The sequence below is a fragment of the Vibrio sp. genome (genome assembly GCF_984391705.1).
Window position 1 is genome coordinate 1 of the sequence record NZ_CFHWOM010000048.1, and the last position, 24,642, is coordinate 24,642.

Annotated in this window: 24 protein-coding genes and 1 riboswitch; of the genes, 19 read left to right on the top strand and 5 right to left on the bottom strand. The window is 45.0% G+C overall.

Going from position 1 to position 24,642, the window contains the following annotated elements; all coding sequences use genetic code 11:
• The 6 genes from ftsY to glpG all read left to right on the top strand — a co-directional run.
• A partial coding sequence (ftsY, locus tag AC4MRV_RS17545; protein ID WP_491188612.1) for a signal recognition particle-docking protein FtsY occupies positions 1 to 1,054 on the top strand: 1,054 nt, incomplete at its 5' end.
• A gap of 86 nt (positions 1,055 to 1,140) precedes the next feature.
• Positions 1,141 to 1,815 (top strand): cell division ATP-binding protein FtsE, encoded by a 675-nt coding sequence (ftsE, locus tag AC4MRV_RS17550; protein ID WP_491188613.1) that lies wholly within the window; start codon positions 1,141 to 1,143, stop codon positions 1,813 to 1,815.
• Entirely contained in the window at positions 1,805 to 2,773 is a 969-nt protein-coding gene (gene ftsX / locus AC4MRV_RS17555) for a permease-like cell division protein FtsX (protein ID WP_491188614.1), read from the top strand. The genes ftsE and ftsX overlap by 11 nt, the downstream gene beginning before the upstream one ends.
• Positions 2,774 to 2,939: 166 nt before the next feature.
• Positions 2,940 to 3,797 (top strand): RNA polymerase sigma factor RpoH, encoded by an 858-nt coding sequence (gene rpoH, locus AC4MRV_RS17560; protein ID WP_491188615.1) that lies wholly within the window; start codon positions 2,940 to 2,942, stop codon positions 3,795 to 3,797.
• A gap of 411 nt (positions 3,798 to 4,208) precedes the next feature.
• On the top strand, positions 4,209 to 4,535 hold the full coding sequence (gene glpE / locus AC4MRV_RS17565) for a thiosulfate sulfurtransferase GlpE (RefSeq protein WP_491188616.1): 327 nt from the start codon (positions 4,209 to 4,211) through the stop codon (positions 4,533 to 4,535).
• A 9-nt stretch (positions 4,536 to 4,544) separates the two neighbouring features.
• Complete coding sequence (gene glpG, locus AC4MRV_RS17570) at positions 4,545 to 5,378, top strand: rhomboid family intramembrane serine protease GlpG (protein ID WP_491188617.1); 834 nt, start codon at positions 4,545 to 4,547, stop codon at positions 5,376 to 5,378.
• Between the two features lie 45 nt (positions 5,379 to 5,423).
• Here the strand turns inward: glpG and AC4MRV_RS17575 are convergent, their stop codons facing one another.
• Entirely contained in the window at positions 5,424 to 5,831 is a 408-nt protein-coding gene (locus AC4MRV_RS17575) for a flagellar basal body-associated protein FliL (RefSeq protein ID WP_491188618.1), read from the bottom strand.
• Positions 5,832 to 5,996: 165 nt separating this feature from the next.
• Here AC4MRV_RS17575 and AC4MRV_RS17580 point away from each other — a divergent pair, with 165 nt between their 5' ends.
• Positions 5,997 to 6,545: a chorismate lyase gene (locus AC4MRV_RS17580; RefSeq protein ID WP_491188619.1), complete on the top strand. Its 549-nt coding sequence runs from the start codon at positions 5,997 to 5,999 to the stop codon at positions 6,543 to 6,545.
• Positions 6,535 to 7,389: a 4-hydroxybenzoate octaprenyltransferase gene (gene ubiA, locus AC4MRV_RS17585; RefSeq protein WP_491188620.1), complete on the top strand. Its 855-nt coding sequence runs from the start codon at positions 6,535 to 6,537 to the stop codon at positions 7,387 to 7,389. Before AC4MRV_RS17580 ends, ubiA begins: the two co-directional genes overlap by 11 nt.
• Before the next feature lie 36 nt (positions 7,390 to 7,425).
• On the opposite strand, the gene plsB is transcribed toward ubiA, so the two are convergent.
• On the bottom strand, positions 7,426 to 9,861 hold the full coding sequence (plsB, locus tag AC4MRV_RS17590) for a glycerol-3-phosphate 1-O-acyltransferase PlsB (protein WP_491188621.1): 2,436 nt from the start codon (positions 9,859 to 9,861) through the stop codon (positions 7,426 to 7,428).
• A gap of 459 nt (positions 9,862 to 10,320) precedes the next feature.
• Between plsB and lexA the strand changes: the two genes are divergently transcribed.
• From lexA to AC4MRV_RS17620, 6 genes are all read left to right on the top strand, one after another.
• Positions 10,321 to 10,941, top strand: a complete 621-nt coding sequence (lexA, locus tag AC4MRV_RS17595; RefSeq protein ID WP_491188622.1) for a transcriptional repressor LexA — start codon at positions 10,321 to 10,323, stop codon at positions 10,939 to 10,941.
• Between the two features lie 87 nt (positions 10,942 to 11,028).
• Complete coding sequence (locus AC4MRV_RS17600; RefSeq protein WP_491188623.1) at positions 11,029 to 11,841, top strand: class I SAM-dependent methyltransferase; 813 nt, start codon at positions 11,029 to 11,031, stop codon at positions 11,839 to 11,841.
• Positions 11,842 to 11,882: 41 nt separating this feature from the next.
• On the top strand, positions 11,883 to 13,220 hold the full coding sequence (gene dinF / locus AC4MRV_RS17605; protein WP_491188624.1) for an MATE family efflux transporter DinF: 1,338 nt from the start codon (positions 11,883 to 11,885) through the stop codon (positions 13,218 to 13,220).
• A gap of 211 nt (positions 13,221 to 13,431) precedes the next feature.
• Complete coding sequence (locus tag AC4MRV_RS17610; protein WP_053441702.1) at positions 13,432 to 14,580, top strand: S-(hydroxymethyl)glutathione dehydrogenase/class III alcohol dehydrogenase; 1,149 nt, start codon at positions 13,432 to 13,434, stop codon at positions 14,578 to 14,580.
• Between the two features lie 187 nt (positions 14,581 to 14,767).
• Positions 14,768 to 15,607 carry an S-formylglutathione hydrolase gene (gene fghA / locus AC4MRV_RS17615; protein WP_491188625.1) on the top strand — a complete coding sequence of 280 codons (840 nt, stop codon included), beginning with the start codon at positions 14,768 to 14,770 and terminating at the stop codon, positions 15,605 to 15,607.
• A 69-nt stretch (positions 15,608 to 15,676) separates the two neighbouring features.
• Positions 15,677 to 16,009 (top strand): DMT family transporter, encoded by a 333-nt coding sequence (locus tag AC4MRV_RS17620; RefSeq protein ID WP_491188626.1) that lies wholly within the window; start codon positions 15,677 to 15,679, stop codon positions 16,007 to 16,009.
• A gap of 66 nt (positions 16,010 to 16,075) precedes the next feature.
• On the opposite strand, the gene sthA is transcribed toward AC4MRV_RS17620, so the two are convergent.
• On the bottom strand, positions 16,076 to 17,506 hold the full coding sequence (gene sthA, locus AC4MRV_RS17625) for a Si-specific NAD(P)(+) transhydrogenase (protein WP_491188627.1): 1,431 nt from the start codon (positions 17,504 to 17,506) through the stop codon (positions 16,076 to 16,078).
• A gap of 256 nt (positions 17,507 to 17,762) precedes the next feature.
• On the opposite strand from sthA, the gene fabR reads away from it, so the two are divergent.
• Both fabR and AC4MRV_RS17635 read left to right on the top strand, forming a co-directional pair.
• On the top strand, positions 17,763 to 18,404 hold the full coding sequence (gene fabR / locus AC4MRV_RS17630; protein ID WP_005476630.1) for an HTH-type transcriptional repressor FabR: 642 nt from the start codon (positions 17,763 to 17,765) through the stop codon (positions 18,402 to 18,404).
• A complete protein-coding gene (locus AC4MRV_RS17635; RefSeq protein WP_005476634.1) occupies positions 18,404 to 18,790 on the top strand; it encodes a YijD family membrane protein in 387 nt (128 codons plus the stop codon). Before fabR ends, AC4MRV_RS17635 begins: the two co-directional genes overlap by 1 nt.
• Positions 18,791 to 18,852: 62 nt before the next feature.
• Here the strand turns inward: AC4MRV_RS17635 and trmA are convergent, their stop codons facing one another.
• Positions 18,853 to 19,959, bottom strand: coding sequence for a tRNA (uridine(54)-C5)-methyltransferase TrmA (trmA, locus tag AC4MRV_RS17640; RefSeq protein ID WP_491188628.1), 1,107 nt, complete (start codon positions 19,957 to 19,959; stop codon positions 18,853 to 18,855).
• A 168-nt stretch (positions 19,960 to 20,127) separates the two neighbouring features.
• A riboswitch (cobalamin riboswitch) is annotated at positions 20,128 to 20,325 on the top strand.
• Positions 20,326 to 20,379: 54 nt separating this feature from the next.
• Between trmA and AC4MRV_RS17645 the strand changes: the two genes are divergently transcribed.
• From AC4MRV_RS17645 to murI, 3 genes are read left to right on the top strand one after another with little or no spacing between them, the layout of a single operon-like run.
• On the top strand, positions 20,380 to 22,236 hold the full coding sequence (locus AC4MRV_RS17645; protein WP_491188629.1) for a TonB-dependent receptor domain-containing protein: 1,857 nt from the start codon (positions 20,380 to 20,382) through the stop codon (positions 22,234 to 22,236).
• A 50-nt stretch (positions 22,237 to 22,286) separates the two neighbouring features.
• Entirely contained in the window at positions 22,287 to 22,967 is a 681-nt protein-coding gene (locus AC4MRV_RS17650; RefSeq protein WP_491188630.1) for a Dph6-related ATP pyrophosphatase, read from the top strand.
• 36 nt (positions 22,968 to 23,003) lie between these two features.
• A complete protein-coding gene (gene murI, locus AC4MRV_RS17655) occupies positions 23,004 to 23,792 on the top strand; it encodes a glutamate racemase (protein ID WP_491188631.1) in 789 nt (262 codons plus the stop codon).
• Here murI and AC4MRV_RS17660 read toward each other — a convergent pair.
• On the bottom strand, positions 23,758 to 24,207 hold the full coding sequence (locus tag AC4MRV_RS17660) for an RNA recognition motif domain-containing protein (RefSeq protein WP_038193553.1): 450 nt from the start codon (positions 24,205 to 24,207) through the stop codon (positions 23,758 to 23,760). The genes murI and AC4MRV_RS17660 overlap by 35 nt on opposite strands.
• Between the last annotated feature and the right edge of the window lie 435 nt (positions 24,208 to 24,642).

Here is a 24,642-nt window from a genome sequence, read left to right on the forward strand (position 1 = left end):
AGCAGAAGCAGAAGCAGAAGCAGAAGCAGAAGCAGAAGCAGAAGCAGAAGCAAAAAAAGAAGAGCCGACCGAGGAGCAGCCAGTAGTGGTTGAGCCTCAAGAGCCTCGTGTCGTAGAGCAGGAAAAGCCGACTGAGAGTTTCTTCGCGCGACTAAAACGCAGTCTTGCGCGCACCAAAGCGAATATTGGCGCGGGTTTCTTTGGTCTGTTTAAAGGTAAACAGATTGATGATGACTTATTTGAAGAGTTGGAAGAGCAACTACTGATTGCTGATGTTGGCATGGATACCACGACTAAGATCATCGATAGCCTGACAGAAAAAGCGTCGCGCCAAGAATTGAAAGATGGTGAAGCTTTGTATGGTCTACTGAAAGAAGAGATGGCGGAAATCTTATCGACAGTAGAAAAGCCGCTTGAAGTGGATACGTCAAAAACGCCATACGTGATCTTGATGGTCGGTGTGAACGGTGTAGGTAAGACCACGACAATTGGTAAGCTAGCAAAACAGTTCCAAGCTGAAGGTAAGAAAGTGATGCTTGCGGCAGGTGATACTTTCCGAGCTGCGGCTGTTGAACAGCTTCAAGTTTGGGGTGAACGCAATAATGTACCGGTTGTTGCTCAGCACACTGGAGCGGATAGCGCGTCGGTAATTTACGATGCGATTGAGTCGGCAAAAGCAAAAGGCGTGGATGTTGTGATCGCCGACACGGCGGGTCGTTTGCAAAATAAATCTAACCTGATGGAAGAGCTGCGTAAGATTGTTCGTGTAATGCAGAAAGTCGATGGTTCAGCGCCACATGAGATCATGCTAACTCTGGACGCTGGTACGGGGCAGAATGCGATCAGTCAGGCTAAGCTATTTAGCGATGTGGCTCCTTTAACAGGTATTACTCTAACTAAACTCGATGGCACGGCTAAAGGTGGAGTTATTTTCGCATTAGCTGATCAATTCCAAATTCCAATTCGTTACATTGGTGTGGGTGAAGGTATCGACGACCTACGTCCATTTGAAACTCAAGAGTTTATCGACGCATTGTTTAGTCGTGAAGACTAATGCCTATGCTGTTGAAGTCATGGTGACTCCGTGACTTCAACATATAGGTATATCTATTGTAGAGAAGTTCGTAAGAGGAATTACGGGTGATAAAGTTTCAGCAAGTAAGTAAAGCGTATCGTGGTGGGCGCCAAGCGTTACAAAAAGTCGATTTTCATCTGCGTCGCGGTGAAATGGCTTTTTTAGGTGGCCATTCTGGAGCAGGTAAAAGTACCTTGCTTAAGTTGATCTGTGCGATTGAACGCCCTACGGATGGTAAAATTTGCTTTAATGATCACGACATCACTCGTATTCCCAGTAAAGACATTCCTTTCCTTCGTCGTAATATCGGTATTGTATTTCAAGACCACCGTTTGCTGATGGATCGCCCTGTGTATGACAATGTGGCGCTGCCAATGCGAATCGAGTCTATCTCAGAAAATGAAATCAAACGCCGAGTGAATGCCGCGTTAGATAAAACAGGATTGCTAGATAAAGCGAAATGTTTACCAAGCCAGTTATCTGGTGGTGAGCAGCAACGAGTCGGTATCGCACGCGCGGTTGTTAATCGACCAACCCTGCTTTTAGCTGATGAGCCAACTGGTAATTTAGATCCTGAGCTTTCAAGCAGGGTGCTGAAATTATTTGAAGAGTTTAACCGTGCCGGTGTAACGATTCTATTAGCGACCCATGATATTGGGTTAGTAAACACTCGCCCACAGTATCGTCATCTTGAATTGAACCAAGGCTTTTTAAGTGAGGTTGAAGACTATGGCTGCTAATGCCCGAAATCGTAAAGCGGCTCAAGGTCGAAGTGTTAACCGAGCAAAGCGAGATAGCTTTTTAGCTATTCATTTTAAGCAAGCCAAAGCTTCTTTATTGGAGTTCGCTGAACGACCTTTGGGAAATCTATTGACCCTTGCTGTTATTTCAATGGCTTTGGCAATGCCTTCGGCACTCTACTTGTTGGGTAAGAACCTTTCAGTGGCATCAGCACATGTGACGAGCCCGTCTCAGATCAGTGGCTACATCGCTGAGCGCACGCCGGAAGCGCGTATCATGATTCTTAAGGACAATCTTGAGAGTATGAAAGAAGTCGCCACGGTGGAATATATTTCCCCTCAGCAAGGTCTTAATGATTTAAGTGAATACTCGGGCTTTGAACAAGCCATCTCTTTGTTAGACGATTATGCGTTGCCAGGCGTGTTAGTGATTACCCCAAGCATGGAAGATAAAGCTGCGATCAAGGCGCTAGCGAGTCAAATCAGTGCGGAAGAGGACATTACCGATGTTCGTATGGATGAAGATTGGTTAACACGTCTCGACGCAATTAAAAATCTGGTGGGCGGCATCGTTATTACACTTTCGGTGCTCATGCTGGGGTCGGTTTTCCTGATCGTTGGCAATACATTACGTTTTAATGTTTTAGCCAATAAGGAAGAGATTCAAACCATGAAGCTGATTGGTGCAACAAATGGGTTCATTTTGCGTCCCTATCTTTATTCAGGCATGTGGTTTGGTCTACTCGGAGCGTTAGTTGCTTGGGTAATGACGGCTATCATCACAATTTTATTGAACAATAGTGTTGAGCAGTTAGCTTTACTTTATGATAGCCGCTTCCGCTTGATCGGGCTGAGCTGGGATGAAAGCTTATTGCTCTTGATGCTTGGCACCTTCTTAGGCTGCTTAGCGGCAAAAGTATCCGCGCAGCGACATCTAAAAGAAATTGAACCAGTTTAGTTTCAGCGTGTCATACTATTGGAAAAAGTAGACGCTACCGTGTACTTTTACTTGTGTAAACAATTTGTTTATGCATAATTACTTTCCCTTGCTTGAAACCTGTTCACTTTAGGTTCAAGATTATCGGGTTAAAATGACTCCAGATCAGAGATTGATGAGGAATTGAATGACTAACCAAGCGTACCCAATGGCTGTAGTTACACAAGATAGCTTGGACAGCTACATCCGCAAAGTAAACAGCTACCCAATGCTGACTGCTGACGAGGAACGTGAACTCGCAGAGAAGCTGCATTATGACGGTGAGATTGAGGCTGCAAAAGGGTTGATCCTTTCGCACCTACGTTTTGTCGTGCATGTTGCTCGCGGTTATTCTGGTTATGGTTTGCCAATGGCGGACTTAGTTCAAGAAGGTAACATTGGCCTGATGAAAGCGGTTAAGCGCTTTAATCCAGAGGTAGGTGTTCGTCTTGTGTCATTTGCTGTCCATTGGATCAAAGCTGAGATTCATGAATACGTATTACGTAACTGGCGTATCGTGAAAATCGCAACGACTAAAGCGCAGCGAAAATTATTCTTCAACCTGCGTAAATCAAAAAAACGTCTAGGCTGGTTTAACAACGGTGAAGTGGAAACCGTTGCGAAAGAGCTAGGTGTTGAACCATCAGAAGTGCGAGAGATGGAATCTCGCTTAGCAGCTCAAGACTCTACGTTTGAAATGCAAGCTGACGATGACGACACAGGTACTTCATACACAGCTCCTGTCCTCTACTTAGAAGACAAAGCATCTGACGTGGCTGATAATGTCGAAGCTGCGAACTGGGAAGCGCACACCAATAATCGTTTAAGCTTAGCTCTATCTAGCTTAGATGAGCGTAGCCAACATATTGTTCGTTCGCGTTGGTTAGATGACAACAAAGCGACACTTCAAGAGCTAGCAGAAACTTACAGTGTGTCTGCAGAGCGCATTCGTCAGTTAGAAAAGAATGCGATGAAGAAGTTGAAAGTCGCGGTTGGTGATTTCTAATTCCCAAACCTACTGAATTGAAGAGAGCCGAGATCATTGATCTCGGCTTTTTTGTTTCCGATCGAAAATTGTCACTAAGTACTGTTTTTTCAGATCTAAAGTTAGCTCACGGCCTGTGGGTAACTCTGTGGTAAATTTATTCGCTACATGTCAGAAAGCAGGGTGAATAAAGGCATAGAGAGCTATTTTCCTATGGGGATATTTTTTCTTTTACACACATAAAAATAAGGATCATCACTACATATAGTAGATCCATTTGCTCAAAAACACTTTATCAACGTAATCCACAAAATTATCCACAGATGATTAATAAATGATCGCTGGTGGATAACCTTATTAACCCCGTGTACTTGTTGAGCACTGGATAGGTTACAATGCCAGCAAATAATTAAAGCAGTAGAGAGAAAGTCAATGGACCAGTTTCAGCATATCGATGTTTTGGGAGCTCAAGCGTTGTTAGAGCAAGGCAATGCGCGAATGGTGGATATTAGAGACCCACAAGCCTTTGCGGTTGCACACCCACAATCAGCTTACCATCTGACTAACGACAGCATTGTTCAGTTTATGGATGAGGTTGAGTTTGAGCAGCCCGTGTTAGTGATGTGCTATCACGGAATCAGCAGTCAAGGTGCTGCGCAGTATTTGGTTAACCAAGGCTTTGAGCAGGTGTATAGTGTGGATGGTGGCTTTGAAGCTTGGCAACGTGCCCAGTTGCCGACAGAATCCGATATGCAGTAGGAAGATTATATGGTCAGACTGATCTCTTTAACAAACCCAAGAATGGCGCAAGCATTTATTGATTACATGGCTTCTCGCCATATCGATATCAAGATGATGCCAGAAGGAGGAGGTCAGTTTGCCCTGTGGTTGAGTAATTCAGAACATCAAATTGAAGCAGAGTCCGAACTCAACCACTTTTTGGCGAACCCAAATGATGCCAAATACCAAGCGGCCTCTTGGGATATGGCCGAATCACGTACCAATCATTTCCAGTACCAGTCACCGAGTATGCTGGCGATGATCAAAGCTAAAGCCGGCCCAATGACGTTAGCGATCATGCTGGTCTGTATTGTTATTTTTACTATGCAGCAATTGGGTGCAGGTAAGGCTGTGTTTTCGGCGTTGCACTTTCCTGCTTTTGCTGGCCAAGAGTGGCAGCTATGGCGTTGGCTGAGTCACGCCGTTTTGCACTTTTCTGTTATGCATATCGCTTTTAACTTACTGTGGTGGTGGCAGCTTGGTGGAGATATTGAACAACGCTTAGGGTCGGGGAAGCTTCTACAGCTGTTTGTTGTATCTGCTGCGCTTTCCGGGGCGGGGCAGTTCTGGGTTGAAGGTGCTAACTTTGGCGGCTTATCTGGTGTCGTATACGCCTTGGTTGGTTACTTGTGGATGCTGGGTTACAAGGCTCCCCAAATGGGCTTAAGCATGCCCAAACCTTTGATTGGTTTCATGCTAGTTTGGTTGATCTTAGGATTTGTTCAGCCATTTATGGCCATCGCGAATACAGCTCACCTGGCGGGTTTACTTGCGGGGATTACGATAGGCCTATTAGATGCAGGTCGTTACAACAAGGTGTAAAAAAAGCGGCAATAAGCCGCTTTTTTGTGGTTATGCTTTTGGTCGTTACTGGTATAGATATTTAGTAAACAGCAGGTCTGCAATCACCGTTTTACCAGTCTCGGGCAGTAAAATGGAGTTAAGCTGCTCAACTAACGATTTACGTAAGTCTTCACGGCCAGCAAGAGATGTAATGGTGTCTTCAGACTGCTTGCCTAGTAGTTCAATAACGGCATCTCGAATCAATGGCTGGTGCAGTTCAATGATGGCTAGGTCTGTTTCTGCGGCCACCATAATATCGATACGAACTTGAATGTAGCCCAGCTTCTTACCTTTGGTGTAGAAATTGGTAGTGAGATCTGGTTCAAGTGTGAAGTAAGCGAGTTTAGGTACGCCTTCTTCCTCTGCCAATGTCGGAAGACTTATTAACAAAGTCCAAGCGACAAATATTTGGGCTAGGTAACGTTTAATCATATTTATAACTTTTCTTTCTTCCAATCACGATACTCGAATCGCCAGAGTCTTGTTACAATGGAGCATCTATTTGTAATAAAAATGCGTTAAGTACTCGATGTGGTGGTTAACACTTCAGATCGAAGCTTTATTGTACGACGATAAGGCTACTTATTGAATACTAGTATGAATCAATTGATTGCGCTTTATTTATCTGCACTGCGCCAAGTGAGCTGGCAAGACCCAGCCGAATTTAATTTTCCCAACGTGAATTCTGAAAAGTGGGTACTTGAGCATGGCTCATTATCCCGCCTATTAAGCTCTTATTGCGAAGGGCTAACGGTTGACCTCGTGCATAATAAAATGGTCAAGGCGGAAAGGTTGAATCAGCAAGAGATTGAATTGCTGGCTCAAGAACCGTGTTTGTTACGTAAAGTTGTTCTAAAAGGCGATGGCGAAGCTTGGGTATTAGGGCGAACACTGATCCCTCTCTCTTCAATGGAAGATCAACAGCATGATTTGGCTCAGCAAGGTGAGATTCCTTTGGGCTTGACGGTGTTCAGTGCAGAAAACGTCAAGCGAGATGCCTTGCAAGTGGGCTGGGCTGAAACACCAGAAGGAAAAATGCTCGCGCGTCGTTCAAGATTATGGATGAACCACAAACCTATGTTGGTTGCTGAATTATTTTTACCAACGGCCCCAATGTATACCAAGGAGAGTAGGAATGACGGCTAGTAAAGCTTTCGCTTATTGGCAATTAATGCGAATGGATAAGCCGATTGGTACCTTGTTACTCCTATGGCCAACCTTGTGGGCGTTGATTATTGCCGCGCAAGGGATCCCGGATCCGAAAGTATTGGTGGTATTCATTCTGGGCGTGGTGTTTATGCGCGCCGCAGGGTGCGTAATTAATGACTTTGCAGACAGAAAAGTGGACGGTCATGTAAAGCGCACTAGCCAAAGGCCATTACCTTCCGGACGAGTCACTTCAAAAGAAGCGATTACGCTGTTTTTGATTTTGGGTGTCGCTTCGTTTTTGCTCGTTCTAACAATGAATCCGTTGACGATACAGCTTTCGTTTGCCGGCATTGTCTTAGCTTTTATCTATCCATTTATGAAGCGTTTTACCCATCTGCCACAGTTGTTTCTTGGTTTGGCTTTCAGTTGGTCAATACCTATGGCTTGGGCTGCGCAAGCGAACGAACTGCCAATGGTTGTGTGGTTTGTTTTTATTATTAATGCACTGTGGACCATTGCCTATGACACGCAATATGCCATGGTTGATCGTGATGATGATTTGAAGATTGGCATTAAGTCGACAGCGATTTTGTTCGGTCGCTTTGACAAGATGGTGATTGGGGTATTGCAGCTTATTACTTTAGCGATGCTTATCTATCTTGGCATTTGGTATCAACTGGGTGCCAGCTTCTATTGGAGCTTGTTGATTGCTGGTGCGCTCTTTGTCTTCCAACAGCACCTTATTCGTCATCGAGAGCGAGAGCTATGCTTTAGGGCTTTTCTCAACAACAACTATGTCGGCATGGTTATCGCTGCAGGCTTACTGATAGCCTTTATTTAGAATGAAAAAAGGGCATCGTATAGATGCCCTTTTTGTTTATTTTTGTTCTGTTGTCTGGCAGATACTTTCTTTAATGGTCAACTTCACCTCAGGGTAAAGCATAGAGTAAAGAAGCTCTGCGAGCGTTTGGCATTTCTGCTTATCACAATTGCCATCAATATCGAGATAGTCTTGCTGTTTCAATGTGCTAAACATTGAAGAGAACACGCCTTTATCAAAGAACTCTGGGGCATTAATGCCATGCAGGCGACCTAAGCGCTGTGCGATGTCTTGGCTCTTCTGTTCTAGGTCTGACTTACCAAGCTCAGGGTTAGCAACCAACAAGTTCAGAGCAATGGAGTAACGCTGCAGGGTCTCAGTAATGGTACGACCGAGCAGAACCAGTACTTGTGTATTCGCCTGGCGAATCGCGACATTGTGCTCGGCGTCTACCGTCACTACACCTTGGCGAGCCAACTCTTCGATGTACGCTTCTGTCATCTCGCCCAGTTTTTCTTCCTCAATACTTAGGAACAGCTCCTGTTTGAGGAATGGGTACACCAGCGCTACGTTTTCTTTGATCTGCTCAAGTGATAGTTGCTGTTGGCGCACGAGCATTTGAGCGATCAGCGATGGTAACGCTAACAAGTGGATGATGTTGTTGCGATAGTAAGTCATCAAGATAGACTGATTGCGATCCAGAGAAACAATATCGCCCATCGAGTCAGATTCTGTGAGGAACTTATCTAATGACTCCGCATGCTTAACCAACGCTTCTGCATCTTCACTTGGTACAGTGAAAGTGGATGAGTAAGGCACGTTTTTCAGCAGTGAAAGGTAACAATCAATTTGATTAACCAAGCTGTCACGGGACAATGCGCGTTGGCGAGAAGCAAGTAATGCTGTTGCACACAGTGTTAGTGCATTCGCTGCAGCTGCATCGTTAATGTGAGTCATCATCTTGGTCGCTAAGTCATTTACCACAGGGTTAAGCCACTGAGGCTTACTGCTACCCATAGGATCGATGTCTTTGCTCCACTCTGGCGCTTTCTCATTGAGGTATTGGTTAAGCGGAATAGGCTCACCAAAGTTCACGTATCCTTGGCCAAAATTACGCAGCTTACGAATTGTTCGCAGTACTAAGCCTGCGTTCTCTTTCTCTTTGCGTTTTCCGCGAAGCTCTTTAGCGTAAGTGCCTACTTCCATCACGTGCTCGTAGCCGATGTAGACAGGTACTAAAGTTACTGGGCGGTTCAAACCACGTAGCATGGCTTGAATCGTCATCGCCAGCATGCCGGTTTTTGCTTGCAGTAGACGACCCGTGCGTGAGCGACCTCCTTCACTGAAATACTCCACTGAGTAACCTTTGGCAAATAGCTCAGCTAAGTATTCGCGGAAAATCGTTGAATAAAGCTTATTGCCTTTAAAGCTACGACGAATGAAGAACGCACCGCCACGACGGAAAATTGGTCCCGCTGGGAAGAAATTCAAGTTGATACCAGCGGCTATGTGTGGAGGTACCATTCCTTCGCGATAAAGAACATAGGAAAGAAGCAGGTAGTCCATGTGGCTGCGATGACACGGAACATAGACAATCTCATGACCATCTTGCGCAAGCTTACGCACAGTTGATGCGTTGGTGATATTCAAACCTTGGTAGATACGATTCCATAACCAACCTAAGATGCGTTCACCGTTTTTAATCAATGAATAAGAGAAGTCCGCTGCGATTTCATCCATGATGGCATGTGCTTCTTTGCGCGCCTTTTCTATAGGGATGTCTTTTGAGTTCGCTTCGTCTCTAATTGCTTTTTCTATCGCTTCTGACTTCATCAGGCGTTTGAATAGCGCTTGGCGGCTTGGCAAATTAGGGCCAGAGGCAGCAAGCTTCTGACGTGAGAAATGTATGCGTGCAACACGCGCGAGTTTATGCGCGATAGATGTATCGGTGCCGTGAGAGTCCGCCATGTATCGTAGGGACACCACTGGGCTGATACGAACCAAGCAGTCGCGCCCTGAAAGAATCACTGCTTTGGCTTTTTGAGGGCCATTCAGTGATTGTAAGTAGGGTTTTTGTTGCGACTCTTTACCTGGTTTACGACCCCAAAGAACAGTCGTAGGGATAACTTGAACATCCAGTTCAGAGTCGAGTTTATGCTGTTCCAGCAGTTCAGAAAACTGTGCGATAGACTCATTTGGAACATCGTGATCACTGCTCATCACTGTTTCGCGAGAGGAGGTAAACACAAAGCGTTTAAACGATTTACCGTTGATTTCCACTGACTCAAAGGGATCTGGCAACCCTAACTTCTCAACCTGTTTTTGCAACGTGATTAAGTCAACATTTGATCGGTATGGCAACGCATAGATAATAGGTTTATTGATGTCGATATCTAGATCATCAATAGGGTTGGCTGGAATAGCGGTGCCCTTTACCAGAACCGACAGTGGCAGCTTAAGTAAAGAGCTAGAAAATGATTGTCCGGAAGACATAAAGCTTCTGAGCCTCAAAATAGATAAATAGCATAAGCGCATTTCCAATTCTCAAGTATAGAAGTGGGGATGCGCCCAAGCGGATATTTTTAGCCAGCAAGGATATCAGAAACTGGTCGAACCTTTTACTTAAAATTGACTAGTAAAACGTCAATTTTAGCCAAATCTATTCACTGAGCGAATTTGTACGCTTTATCTAAGCCGGGGCGATAAATTTAAACGGTAGGGCTTGCCGGTTTTCTTTACAGTGACTGAGTTTATCTACGTGCGTTCAAACGGAGTAGGCTCTAGTAGTCGTTCCTAGTGATCACGCTATGCATATTTAAGGCGTTTTGTGTGCTTCGTTTTCTGAATTGAATGATGTGTTAGTTAAGCTATTCAAAAAACAATCAATTTGCTTTTCATTTAAAACATTACTGGATATACTCACAGTTAACTGTATAAAAAGACAGGTGACTTATGAAGCCGTTAACGCCACGCCAGCAACAAGTATTTGATCTAATCAAAAGTAAAATTGATGACACCGGTATGCCACCGACACGCGCTGAGATTGCACGTGAGCTTGGCTTCCGTTCAGCAAATGCAGCTGAAGAACACTTAAAAGCGCTTGCTCGTAAAGAAGCGATTGAAATTATTCCAGGAGCATCTCGCGGGATTCGAATCCTACTTGAAGATGCCGCCAATGATGAGCAAGGCTTACCACTAATTGGTCAAGTCGCTGCGGGTGAACCAATCTTGGCTCAAGAACATGTAGAAACACACTATCAAGTGGATCCTGGCATGTTTAAGCCTCAAGCTGACTTTCTGCTTCGCGTAAATGGCGAGAGTATGAAAGATATCGGCATTATGGATGGTGACTTGTTGGCTGTGCATAAAACGCAAGATGTGCGTGATGGCCAAGTGGTTGTGGCTCGCGTTGACGAAGACGTCACTGTAAAACGTTTGGAGCGTAAAGGTTCAACAGTACTGCTTCACGCCGAAAACGAAGAGTTTGAACCGATTAAGGTAGACCTTACGTGCCAACACCTTTCTATTGAAGGACTTGCGGTTGGTATCATCCGAAATACTGATTGGATGTAATTCAATTAGATGAGATTCATTCTCACTCGTTGATTTTGTAATTGATATTCATTATCATCTTCTTTCTGGTATGGAAGGAAGATGATAATGGCCGCGAATCAAAATTTAGCTAAACAACGCTATCAAATCCCGGCAAATTTATTGCAGCCTCTGTGGCTTCGCAGCCGCGAAAGCTTAGTGGATAATGGATTGGTTTATGATCCTATCGCCGCTCGAGCCTGCCAACGTTGTCATCTTGCTCCCGAATGCTTATCTGGTGATATTGACCAAAAGCAACTTCTTCATGTCACTCTTACCCAGCTTTGCGATCAACAGGTTTCGGCGTTCATCAAACGTAATCCTGATGGATGGATTATTAATGTTGGAGCTGGCCTTGATACTCGCTTTTATCGCGTAGACAATGGTCGTTGTCATTGGTTGGAACTGGATGTGACTGAAAACCTTCTCTGGCGTCAAAAGCTATTCCATAAAAGTGAACGCTATCACCATGTATGTGGTAGCGTGAGTGAACTTAGCTGGCTTGAATCATTACCTATCCCAGATAAAACACCAGTGATGATAGTTTGCGAACATGCATTGCTCGATTGTACTGAAAGAGAAGTTGCTAAATTTGTTCAAGCTCTCGGTTGTCATTTTGATAGCGCAAGAGCTTGCGTAGTGCTCGCTGGCGATCTGAGTGCGTCTAAATTGGGACAGAAGATGGGGGCAGGCCACTATGCGCATGGCTACAGTAACCCTAACCAAGCCATGCTTAACTACTTACCTTGGGCTCGCTGGGTAAAAACCTATTCTCCTTTAGAACGAGACTGTGGCCGTTGGAAGCTATGGCAACGATGGCTCACAAAATTGCATCCACTTAAGCAGCGTCTTACACCAGTATTAGTTCAGCTTCGCTGGTGATCCCGTTACACTTGCCATTCAATCCTTATTAGAGTGGCAACGTGCAAATACTTCAGACTCTCTCCAATCGCGATGTGCACAAACAAGTGCTACTGCTCGCGATCCCCATGGTTTTCTCTAACATTACCGTTCCGTTGTTGGGCTTGGTCGATGCTGCGGTGATCGGTCACCTTGACCACGCTTGGTATCTAGGTGGTGTGGCACTGGGAAGCACGATGATCAGTGTGACTTTTTGGCTACTCGGTTTTTTACGTATGTCGACCACGGGCTTAGCAGCGCAATCTTACGGCGCGACTAATAAGCATCAATTGGGGCTGGTCTTTACTCAAGGGGTGGCGATGGCTTTGGGCTTCGCTGGGTTGTTTCTCCTATTCCATCAAGCCATTGCGGACTGGGTATTTAGCTTTAGTGACGCCAGTGACAAGGTAAAACTCTACGGTGAGCAATATTTCTCAATTCGCGCTTGGAGTGCGCCAGCGGCATTAGCCAACTTTGTTCTACTTGGCTGGCTACTTGGGACACAAAATGCCAAAGCGCCAATGTGGATGGTGATCATTGCTAACGTGACTAACATAGCACTAGATGTGCTGTTCGTGATTGGCTTTGGTTGGAAAGTCGAAGGTGCTGCGCTGGCTTCCGTCATTGCCGACTATACCGGAATGAGCTTTGGTCTGTGGTGTGTATGGCGTAAGTGGCATCAAGATAATTTGCCACCAATACTTGGCCTAATTAAAGATACCACCAATGGCCTCAGTCGGTTTGTAAAGCTTAACCGCGACATCTTTCTGCGCTCACTGTGTCTGCAAATGACCTTTACCTTTATGACCTTCCAAGGTGCCAGCTTTGGTGATGAGATTGTCGCAGCCAATGCGGTATTGATGAGCTTCTTGATGATGATCTCCTACGGTATGGATGGGTTTGCTTACGCGATGGAGGCGATGGTGGGCAAAGCGATTGGCGCTAAGGACCGCAATCAGCTTAATCAATCATTGATTGGTACCTTCTTCTGGAGTTTGGTGATTTGTCTCGGACTGACCATCGCCTTTGCGTTTGCCGGATCGAACCTGATCAGCTTGATCACGGACATTGAAAGCGTTCATGCCATTGCACTCAATTATTTGCCTTGGCTGGTGGCAATGCCACTTATCTCTATGTGGTGCTTTCTGCTTGATGGCATTTTTGTCGGCGCCACCAAAGGCAAAGAGATGCGCAACAGTATGTTTTTCTCTACCTGCGCCTTCTTTATTATCTTTTACTTCGCGATGGGCTGGGGTAACCATGCGCTATGGTTGGCAATGCTAAGCTTTATGGCAATGCGAGGCGTGACACTTGGCTTGATATTGACTCACCAGTGGCGCAGAGGAGAGTTCCTCGTTTAATAGATGATTGTTCATGATGAACCGGGCTATAAGCCCGGTTTTTTTATGGGGCTTATTATTACGTATCTGTAAAAATGATTTTCGATTTGGTGGGATTATCATTTTCTGTGAAATGCCTAAAATGGCAACCAACAAAACGACGCAGAAGTGAGACGAAAGCTCTACTACGCTTACTACGTCATCTTAAATACCTATTTGAAGGAAACATCCAATGACACTTGAACTCAAACCAGGTCAAACTCATATCCAATCAAAAGCAATGGTTGCTTGGGCAGCTGGCGAACCTCTAAAGCGTGAAACGGTTGATGTTGAACTACCTAAAGCAGGTGAAGTTCTTGTTCGTATCGTAGCGACTGGTGTTTGTCACACTGACGCTTTCACACTATCTGGTGACGATCCAGAAGGTATCTTCCCTTCGATTTTAGGTCATGAAGGTGGCGGTATTGTTGAAATGGTTGGTGAAGGCGTGACTAGCGTTGAAGTTGGTGACCACGTTATCCCACTTTACACAGCAGAATGTGGCGAATGTAAGTTCTGTAAGTCTGGTAAAACTAACCTTTGTCAGGCAGTGCGTGAGACTCAAGGTAAAGGCCTAATGCCAGATGGCACAAGCCGCTTCTCTATCAACGGTGAGCCAATTTACCACTACATGGGTTGTTCAACTTTCTCTGAGTACACGGTACTACCAGAAATCTCACTAGCGAAAGTAAACAAAGAAGCACCGCTTGAAGAAGTTTGTCTTCTAGGTTGTGGTGTGACAACGGGTATGGGTGCGGTACTTAACACAGCTAAAGTTGAAAAAGGCGACACAGTTGCTGTATTCGGTCTAGGTGGTATCGGTCTTTCTGCAATTATCGGTGCTCGTATGGCTGGTGCTAGCCGCATCATTGGTGTCGACATCAATGAAAGCAAATTCGAACTAGCAAAACAGCTTGGTGCGACTGATTGTATCAACCCAATGAAATTCGATAAGCCAATCCAAGACGTTATCGTAGAGATGACAGACGGTGGTGTTGACTACTCATTTGAATGTATCGGTAACGTAAACGTGATGCGTCAAGCTCTTGAGTGTTGTCATAAAGGCTGGGGTGAATCTGTAATCATCGGTGTTGCTGGTGCAGGTCAAGAGATCTCTACTCGTCCATTCCAACTAGTTACTGGTCGTGTATGGCGCGGTTCTGCTTTCGGTGGTGTTAAAGGCCGTTCAGAACTTCCAGAAATCGTAAACCGTTACATGGCGGGTGAGTTCGGACTACAAGAGTTCATCACTCACACAATGGGCCTAGATGACGTAAACGAAGCATTCGAACTAATGCACAAAGGTGAGTCTATCCGTACTGTTCTACACATGGATAAGTAATTCACTTAGGTCTCTTATTGGCTTACTGTCCTGTCGATAAGAGACCGTCTGTTCACCCAGACATCTTTTTCACCACCTTTCGCCCGGGAGGTGGTGATATTCCCTTTGTTAAGAGTGTCTTTACCTGTGCGCTTTTACCAAAGTGAATGCCTTTTAATTGAACCGTCAGCTTTATGGAGCCTATTCAATGATTATCGAAAATATTAGCCAAGCCAAAGTTGCTGGTGGTTGGCACAAACAATACACACACGACTCTGTAACGCTGAACTGCAATATGCGCTTTGCGATCTTCTTACCGCCAAACGCATCGAAAACCAAGCCAGTACCGGTTCTTTATTGGTTATCAGGTTTAACTTGTACCGATGAAAACTTCATGCAAAAAGCAGGCGCCTTCCGCCGAGCTGCTGAACTAGGTATTGCCATTGTTGCTCCAGACACTAGCCCTCGTGGTGAAGATGTCGCTGATGATGAAGGTTACGATCTTGGTCAAGGTGCTGGTTTCTACCTTAATGCGACGCAAGAACCTTGGTCACGCCACTACCATATGTATGACTACGTGACAGAAGAGTTACCAGCGCTGATCGAAGCTAACTTCCCAGTATCAAGCATTAAGTCGATCTCTGGTCATAGTATGGGTGGTCATGGCGCGTTAACTATTGGTCTTAAAAATGCTCAGCGTTACCGCTCAATTTCAGCATTTAGCCCGATCAGTAACCCAATGCAGTGCCCTTGGGGTCAAAAAGCATTTAATGCTTACTTGGGTAATGACTTTGAAACGTGGAAGCAGTACGACGCAAGTGAACTGCTTAAACAAGCGGAAGCGAATCTACCAATTTTGGTTGATCAAGGCGAGGCAGATGGCTTCCTAGTGGAGCAACTAAAGCCGGAAGTACTGATCGCTGCTGCTCAAGAGCATGATTCCGATGTGCAAGTTCGTATGCAGCCGGGTTATGACCATAGTTATTTCTTTATCTCAACGTTTATCGATGAGCATTTGGAGTTCCACGCGGCTTACCTGAACCAATAATCTCGCGACTTATATTGGCCTGTGTTCTCGTGGCGCAGGCTTTTTTGTACCTGAAAATAGGAAGATGAAATGAGCTGGTTTTTTCTACTGATGGGAGTGATGGCAGAAGCTCTGTCTCATGTGGCATTAAAAGCAACGGATGGTTTTAGTTTGTCCAAACCAGTACCTGCTGCATTAGTGATTACTGGGCATTTGGCTGCCTTTCTATTCTTGGGTCAAGCGATGAAAGAAATGCCTGTTGGGATTGTACACTCTTTATGGGCTGGCCTTGCGATCGTTACGGTTAGCTTGATATCGACGTTTGTTTATCGCCAGCATTTAGATACGAGCGTATGGATTGGAATGTTGATGATTGCTGGTGGGGTAGTACTGATTAACCTGTCACAAGGTCATGCCCACTAATTCCATATCTGTAGATATAAAAAAGCCGTCGCGATAGAGCGACGGCTTTGTTGTTACTGCGACTAGTTAGAACAAACGGTTTAAACCATTGAGCGCCGCGACGCGGTATGCTTCCGCCATGGTTGGGTAGTTAAAGGTCGTGTTAACAAAGTACTCGATGGTATTCGCTTCGCCTTTCTGCTCCATAATGGCTTGGCCGATGTGAATGATTTCAGCAGCACGTTCACCAAAGCAATGAATGCCTAGAATTTCTTTTGTTTCACGGTGGAACAGAATCTTCAAGCTGCCAATGTCTTTACCTGCTATTTGAGCTCGTGCAAGGTGTTTGAATGAAGAGCGGCCTACTTCATAAGGCACCTTAGCCGCGGTCAGTTCTTGTTCTGTTTTACCAACCGAACTGATTTCTGGAATGGTATAAATGCCCGTTGGAATGTCTTCAATCAGGTTACCATCAGCTTGACCTTTTGTGATCGCTTGAGCGACAAATCGTCCTTGGTCGTAAGCTGCGCTTGCCAGACTAGGGTAGCCAATCACATCGCCCACGGCATAGACATGGTCAACTTCCGTTTGATAGTTGCCATCGACTTTTAGTTGGCCACGTGAGTCTGCTGCTAGGCCAACAGCTGCTAGGTTCAATTTATCTGTGTTACCAGTACGTCCATTGGCGTAAAGAATACAGTCGGCGCGCATTTTCTTGCCTGATTCTAGGTGAACAATCACCCCATCTTCGGTGCCTTCAATCTTCTCAAAGGTTTCATCATTGCGAATCACCACACCGCTGTTCCAAAAATGGTAAGAAAGCGCGTCTGACACTTCGTTATCTAAGAATGCGAGTAGACGGTCACGCGTATTGATCAGATCCGTTTTCACTCCTAAACCACGGAAAATAGACGCGTACTCACAGCCAATGACACCGGCACCATAGATAATGATATGGCGAGGGTCGTGTTTAAGGTTAAGGATCGAGTCGCTGTCGTAGATACGTTCGTGGGTGAAGTCAACGCCTTCTGGTTGGTATGGGCGTGAGCCAGTTGCAATAACAAAGCGGTCAGCGCTGTAGGTCTCTTCCGTACCATCACTTTGCATTACGGCAATGGTGTATTTGTCGATAAAGCGTGCGGTACCAAAAATCAAAGAACATTGGTTACGGTCATAAAACCCTTGACGTAGTCGAGTCTGTTTGTCGATTACCGATTTCGCGTGGCCGAGTATATTTGAAAAAGTGGAATGTAAGCTGGTGTTGTTATGACAAAATAACGGGTTGTTGTTGAACTCGATAATACGGCTCACGGCATGGCGTAGTGCTTTTGATGGAATGGTGCCCCAGTGGGTACAACCACCTCCGACACTACTTTCCTTTTCGACAATGGCTACATTCAATCCCGCTTTGGTTAATCCCATCGCTGCCCCTTCACCGCCGGGACCACTACCAATAACGATGACATCAAAGTGGTTACTCTCCGCCATATTTTTTTCCTTGTTATATTGTCTTAACATTGCTGTAGCGAGATTTTAACTGATTCCTAAGTTGGGTAAACGAAAAGCGTACTAGAGAGTCGGTGAGATCACGTAGAAACGTTCAAATCTGAGAAAGGAATGCGGTATATCTCTAATTGGACGCTAAAAGATTGAAAAATGGTTTGAACTGGGTTTAATTGCCCCTCGGTAGTCACAGAGAGAGATTTTTGGGTTATCTCCCTAAGTCAATCGTTGTATATTAATGGCTACCAAGATAAGAAAAAGAATAGCAGTTATGAAGTCCATGGGAATCCGCGCACAGCAGAAAGAAAAAACGCGTCGTTCATTGATTGATGCGGCATTTAGTCAGCTTTGTGCAGATCGAAGTTTCTCTAACCTCAGCCTACGAGAAGTTGCGCGAGAAGCGGGAATCGCACCTACCTCATTTTATCGTCACTTTAAAGATATGGATGAGTTAGGGTTAACCATGGTCGACGAGGGCGGTTTACTGCTTCGTCAATTGATGCGTCAGGCTCGCCAGCGCATTGTTAAAGAGGGCAGTGTGATTCGCACATCGGTAGAAACCTTTATGGAATTTATCGAAAGTAGCCCTAACGTCTTTCGATTATTGCTGCGTGAGCGCTCTGGCACCTCTGCAGAGTTTCGTGCCGCAGTCGCGAGAGAAATTCAACATTTTTCAGCTGAGTTAACGGAGTACCTTATCGGTACAGGGATGACCCGTGAAGAAGCTTTCACTCAAGCCGAAGCATCGGTTACCTTGGTCTTTAACTCTGGCGCAGAAGCTTTAGATTTAGAAGGACGTGAACGCGACGAGCTTGCCGAGCGTCTAATTATGCAATTGCGAATGATGGCCAAAGGGGCTTATTGGTATCGCAAAGAACGTGAACGTAACCGATTAAAAGGTGGGATAGATTAATGTCGAACGAAACAAACCAAGTTAATCGTGGTTCTGAGAAGAAAACCCTAGTGCTGGCACTTGTTGCGGGTATGTGTGGGGACGCAATGCTGTCTTGGCTAACAATGAGCCAAGTTTCTTTCTCAATTTTTCCACTCATTGCTCTAGTACTAGCAGTTCAGACTCTGTACCAAGAGTATCTAAGTAAACCTGTATCAGAAGATATCCCGTTAGTGGGCCTAGCGTGTTTCTTTGTTGGTGCATTCGGTCACTCGGCCTTTATCAAGGCTCAGTACCCGGATGCGGGTTCAAACATGCTAGCGATTTTCATCACGCTGGGCTTGTTGCTATGGGTTGCAAAGAAACTGGGTTTTCTAACTCCGACAACAGCAAAAGCTGAGTCATAGTGAGTCGAAACTAGATATAAAAAACGAGCCTAAATGGCTCGTTTTTTGTTTCAGCAAAGCGTCTATTTACGCTCTAGCATCACACCAGCTTCCATGTGGTGGGTAAATGGGAACTGGTCAAATAGAGCAAAGCGAGTCACGTTGTGTGTTTCACTCAAAACGTCTAAGTTTTCTTTTAAGGTTTCTGGGTTACACGAGATGTATAAGATACGCTCATAGCCTTGCACCATCTTACACGTGTCAATGTCCATACCTGCACGTGGTGGATCGACAAAAATCGTGTTGCAGTTGTAGCTCTTAAGGTCCACGCCCGCATCTTTAAGGCGACGGAATTCGCGTTTGCCTTCAATCGCTTCTGTGAACTCTTCTGCAGAAAGACGCAGAATTTGCACGTTGTCGATCTTGTTGGCTGCAATATTGTATTGCGCAGAGATAACCGAAGGCTTAGCTAGCTCGGTAGCTAACACGCGCTCAAAGTTTTGCGCCAGCGCAAGAGAGAAGTTGCCGTTACCACAATATAGCTCCAGCAGATCACCTTGGCTGTCTTGAGTACAGTCGACCGCCCACTCCAACATCTTCTCAGCGACTTTACCGTTTGGTTGAGTAAAGCTGTTTTCAACTTGCTGGTAGATGTATGGTTTGCCATTCACATCTAGCTTTTCGATCACGTAATCACGGTCGAGAACAATCTTCATCTTACGCGCACGGCCGATAATATTGAGGTTGAAGCCTTCGTCATTTAACTGTTGCTTAAGTGCCTTAGCATTCTTAGTCCACTCATCATCTAGCTGGCGATGGTAAAGAAGAGAAACCAAGATTTCACCACTCAGTGTAGAGAGGAAGTCAACTTGGAACAGTTTACGACGCAGTGAATCGTTGTCTTTCATTGCATCAACGAGCAAAGGCATGAGATCGTTGATTAAACGGCTCGCCGCAGGGAATTGATCGACGCGGTACTTTTCTCGAGTCTCTTGATTGAACATGATGTAGTAAAGGTCTTCACCTTCATGCCAAACACGGAACTCTGCTCGCATACGGTAGTGCTGCTCTGGAGATTCAAACACTTCCAACTCTGGCACGTTGTAAGGAGCGAACATTTCGGTAAGGCGCTCAACTTTTTCTGCCAGTTGTTCTTGGTAGCGTTGTGGGTTTACATCAAGAGTAGCCATGATTATTACCTTTGGGTTATTGCCTGTGCTTAGTGCGTTTTATTTGAGAGCGCAGATTTTATTCAATCCCCGCTTGATGTCCAGTGTTGGTTCGTAATCACGACACTAACCTGCTGTAAAAACTATAGCTTATACCAATCTTAACTAGACAAAATATCAATAGCTGAATAACATCGGCCCCAAGCTGGTGCTATCTGGATGTATAGATGGCTGAAATAAGGGAATCTGGTGGAATTCCAGAACTGACGCGCAGCGGTAAAAGAGAACGACCCCTCAATAGACACTGCATAGAGGAATATGCGGGAAGTCGAGGCACTAGGCTAACAGCTCTTAAGTCCGAATACCTGCCAGCAGCTGAGCTCAATCACTGGAAGCAAACGCTTCAAGCTCGGTAGGATTTACGCGATTTAGGACAAAAAAATGAACCGATCTATTTTAGCGATGGCTATGGCATCGCTGCTTCCCTCTACCTATTCCCTTGCCCAAGATGTCTCTGTTGATGAGACGGTCGTGGTAACTGCTAACCGCTTTGAGCAAACCCAACGTTCTGTACTAGCGTCAACCAGTGTGATTACTAGAGATGACATTGCAGTCTCTCAGGCGACCACTGCCTTAGACCTATTAAAAGTACTGCCTGGCGTGACAATTAACTCTCAAGGCAATAAAGGTAATGCTACGGGTATTTATATTCGTGGCACTGCAAGTAAGCATGCGCTCGTTATTGTGGATGGAGTGCGTATTAACTCTCCAACGGCTGGCGAGGCCTCTATTGGTCTTATTCCTGCTTTTGCGATTGAAAGAATAGAAGTTATTCGTGGACCTAGAGCGGCAGTATATGGCTCTGATGCTATGGGAGGCGTGATAAGTATCTCGACGATTGGTTCAGAGAACACGCATCAATTACTGCTTGGTTATGGCAACCAAGGTCAAGACCAACAAGCTTGGAAATCAAGTGGCCAGCTGTCTGACAAAACCACAGGATCATTTGTATTTAACCGTGAGAAAAGCGACGGCTATCGCATTTATGATGGTGCCCCTGAAGATGAAACACATGGTTATGAAAGCCAAACTGTATTTGGCAGTTTAGATCATCAGCTAACCGAGAACTGGGGAGTTGCGTTTTCGGGTTACACGAGAGATTCGCAAGTTGACTACGCTAACCAATACACTGTCGACGCACCTACTCTTGAAACTGAGGGGGACTTCTATAGTTTCACTGGTTCACTACAATATCTGCAAAGTGATTTCGCTTCAGTTCTGCAAATTGGCACAACAAAAGATCATAATGCGGATGGAGATAAAGCAGGAACCGTGGCTAAGTCAACGCTTACAGGTTACCGTAAATCAGCGAACTGGCTGAACACTTATACAGGCTTCGAACACATTATCTTAAATGCTGGTGTTGATTACTCTAAAGAAGAAGCAAAGCGTGGCGGATCAAACACCACAGATTATGATAAAACCGCTAAAAATAACAAAGCTGGCTTCATCACTGCGTTAAGCGAGTTTGGGGATTTCACGGCGGAAGCAAGCTTACGTCATGATAAAGACAGTGTGTTTGGCGGTTATACGACGTGGAATGTAGCGCTTGGTTATCTGCTGTTTGAACAGTTCCAGCTCGTTGCTTCTTCAGGAACGGCATTTAATGCTCCGACGTTTAATGACCTCTATTGGCCACAAAGCGGGAACCCGGACTTGAAACCGGAGGAGTCCAATTCTACAGAACTTGGTGTTTATGGTTATCACGAACTGTTTGATTGGAGCTTAGTGGCATACCGCTCTAAATTTGAAAACCTTATTGAGTGGGCTCCTACAGGCCCAGGTATGTTTGACCCATGGATTCCTCAAAACGTAGCGGAAGCTGAAATTGAAGGTCTAGAGATTGGTGTTAGTTTTACGACTGGATTTATCGAGCATACTCTGGGTGCAGAATGGTTGAAGGCTATCGATAAGAAAACGGATAAAGATCTCATCCGCCGACCAGAGCATAAGTTTAGTTGGACTCCAACAGTTAGACTAGAGAACTTCGATGCATCTATGACGGTGCTGCGCACGGGAGAAAGGTATGCTTCCAATGGAGAGTACTTATCCTCATACACGACAGTTGATCTAGGGCTAGGCTACCGAGCGACTGATGAGCTTACTTTTGGCCTAAGAGTGAACAACGTGTTTGATGAAGAGTACGAAACAGCAGTGACGTCTCATTTCTCTGAGGGGATGTTGTACTACTTAGGTGCTGAACGTAATTGGTTTGCGACAGCGAGCTACCAATTCTAAATATTTAAAACCGCCTTAGGGCGGTTTTTTCTTACCGATAGATAAACAGTATGAAAAACAACGTCATCATCAGTTGGTCGAGCGGAAAAGATTCGACCCTAGTACTAGAAAGGCTTCGAGATAACCCAAAGTTTAATGTGGCCGCTCTCTATACTACCTATGTGAAAGATGAAGTGCCTTTCCAAGCAACGCCTCTTCATGTGCTGGATATGCAGGCCCAATTACTGCAATTACCTTTGATTAAAGTTGAACTACCAGAAACCTTTCCTTCCAATGAAGTATACCAAGCACGAATTGTTGAAAGCCTGAAGGGGAGTGAGATAGAAATAGATGCTGTTGCGTTTGGTGACATGTTCTGCAATGGCATTGCTGATTATCGCCGTAGCTATATCGAACCTGCGGGCTGGCAGTGTTTGTTCCCCTTAATGGGGGAGGAAAGTGAAAAACTGGCGCATGAAATTCTTCAGCGAGGAATAAAGACCCTTGTTGTTACCACTGATGGCAACGCTCTGAGTCAGCAGTTTTGCGGTCAGTGGTATAGCCAAGAGTTTCTAACAGCACTTCCTGATAACATCGATCCTTGTGGTGAAAATGGAGAATTCCATACCTTAGTGACGCAGACTCGAAGCTATCAAGGTTGTATCGAGGTAACGCCTACGCATATGGATAGTGATGGACGCTTCTCATATCAACGTTATACGGCCAAGAGATTGCCAAAAACGCCGAACTGAGTATGATTGCCACATCTCTTATCGTGGGTTACTCAAGTGTCTAATCATTCAAATATCCTTATCTTTGACTCTGGTGTAGGCGGACTGTCGGTTTACCAAGAAATTGCTAATAAGCTTCCACATCTTAACTATACCTATATCTTCGATAACGAAGCGTACCCTTATGGTGAGCTAGCCCATGATACTTTGATCGCGAGAGTCGAAAAGCTGATTGGCTGTCTAGTTGAAGAAAAAGACATTGATCTGGTGGTCATCGCTTGTAATACAGCAAGTACGATCGTCCTTCCTACGCTTCGTTCTCAATTAACCATTCCTGTCGTTGGCGTGGTACCTGCAATAAAGCCAGCTTCCAATATGGCAAATAAGGCCGTTGGCTTAATCGCCACCCCTGCTACAGTGACAAGAGAATACACTCACGATCTTATCCGTAGTTTCTCTCAAAGTAAGCCAGTAGAAATGCTTGGCTCGACACGGCTAGTTGATATGGCAGAAGAGAAACTACGTGGCAAAGCTATCTGTTTGGATGAGCTCACTAATATATTAGAGCCGCTTCGTCATCATATTGATGTGGCAGTATTAGGGTGTACTCACTTCCCTCTTATTAAAGAGGAGATTCAGAGTGTGCTTGGAGAGTCAGTGTTGCTGGTGGACTCAGGTGAAGCTATTGCCAGAAGAGTAGAAGCGCTTCTTGGTGTGAATAAACAAGAGAAGTTTGGAGAAAGGAGTATTTTTTCAACCGCTCCCCCTTGGGAAGAGGGAGCATTGAATAGAAAGCTAAACCGATTACAGTTTAGCTCTGTTCAGCATTATCCGCTGAAGATTTAGGATCGTTAGCAATGCGCACTTTCAGTGTGCGTTGCATGTATTCATTTTCATTTAACGCTTCAATCGCTTTCGGTGCATCGGCTGCAGCCATCACGACGAAACCAAAACCTCGTCTTTTACCTGTTCGTTTATCTTTCATTAACCGGACCGCGAACACCTCACCATGTTTAGAAAATAATTCCTTAACGTTAGACTCGTTTGCTTTATATGGCAGGTTGCCCACGTAGAGCGTGTTAGTGGATGGGTCGTTATGTGGCTCGTCGATTGGAGTGGTGTTCGAAAATTTGATAACAAAAGCGCAAGCAAAAACACCAATCACAAAACTAATAGCAGGTGATAACGCGACCTGCGAAAAGAGGATTGCACCTATGATTGCGACGGCGACAATCATTAAGGTCGATTTGTTTGAATTCATATTGGAATACAACTATTGGTTTACTAAAAAAACGGTATCTACTGTTAACAAAATAGACACAGAGATATTACGTATATGGTTGTAGTTTTTCCAACGCATTGATGTGACATGACTCAAATGTTGAAATTTTATTCTATTTCAACCGTTTTGATTTCTTTTTGAGCAAACAAAAATTAATTTCAAAAAAACACTTGTCATCCGTTCAGACCTCCCTATAATGCCGCCTCACCGACACGGAGTGAGACGAAAGTCACAAACCGCTCGGTAAGAGAGAAAAGAAAGTTTGAAATAACGCTTGACTCTCAAATCGGGAAGCGTAAGATACGCACCCCTAGCAACGCGGTGTTAAGCCAGGTGGTTGTTAGAAAAAGCTCTTTAAAAATATAAACCTATCAATCTGTGTGGGCACTCGTTGATGATAATCCAATTAGATAC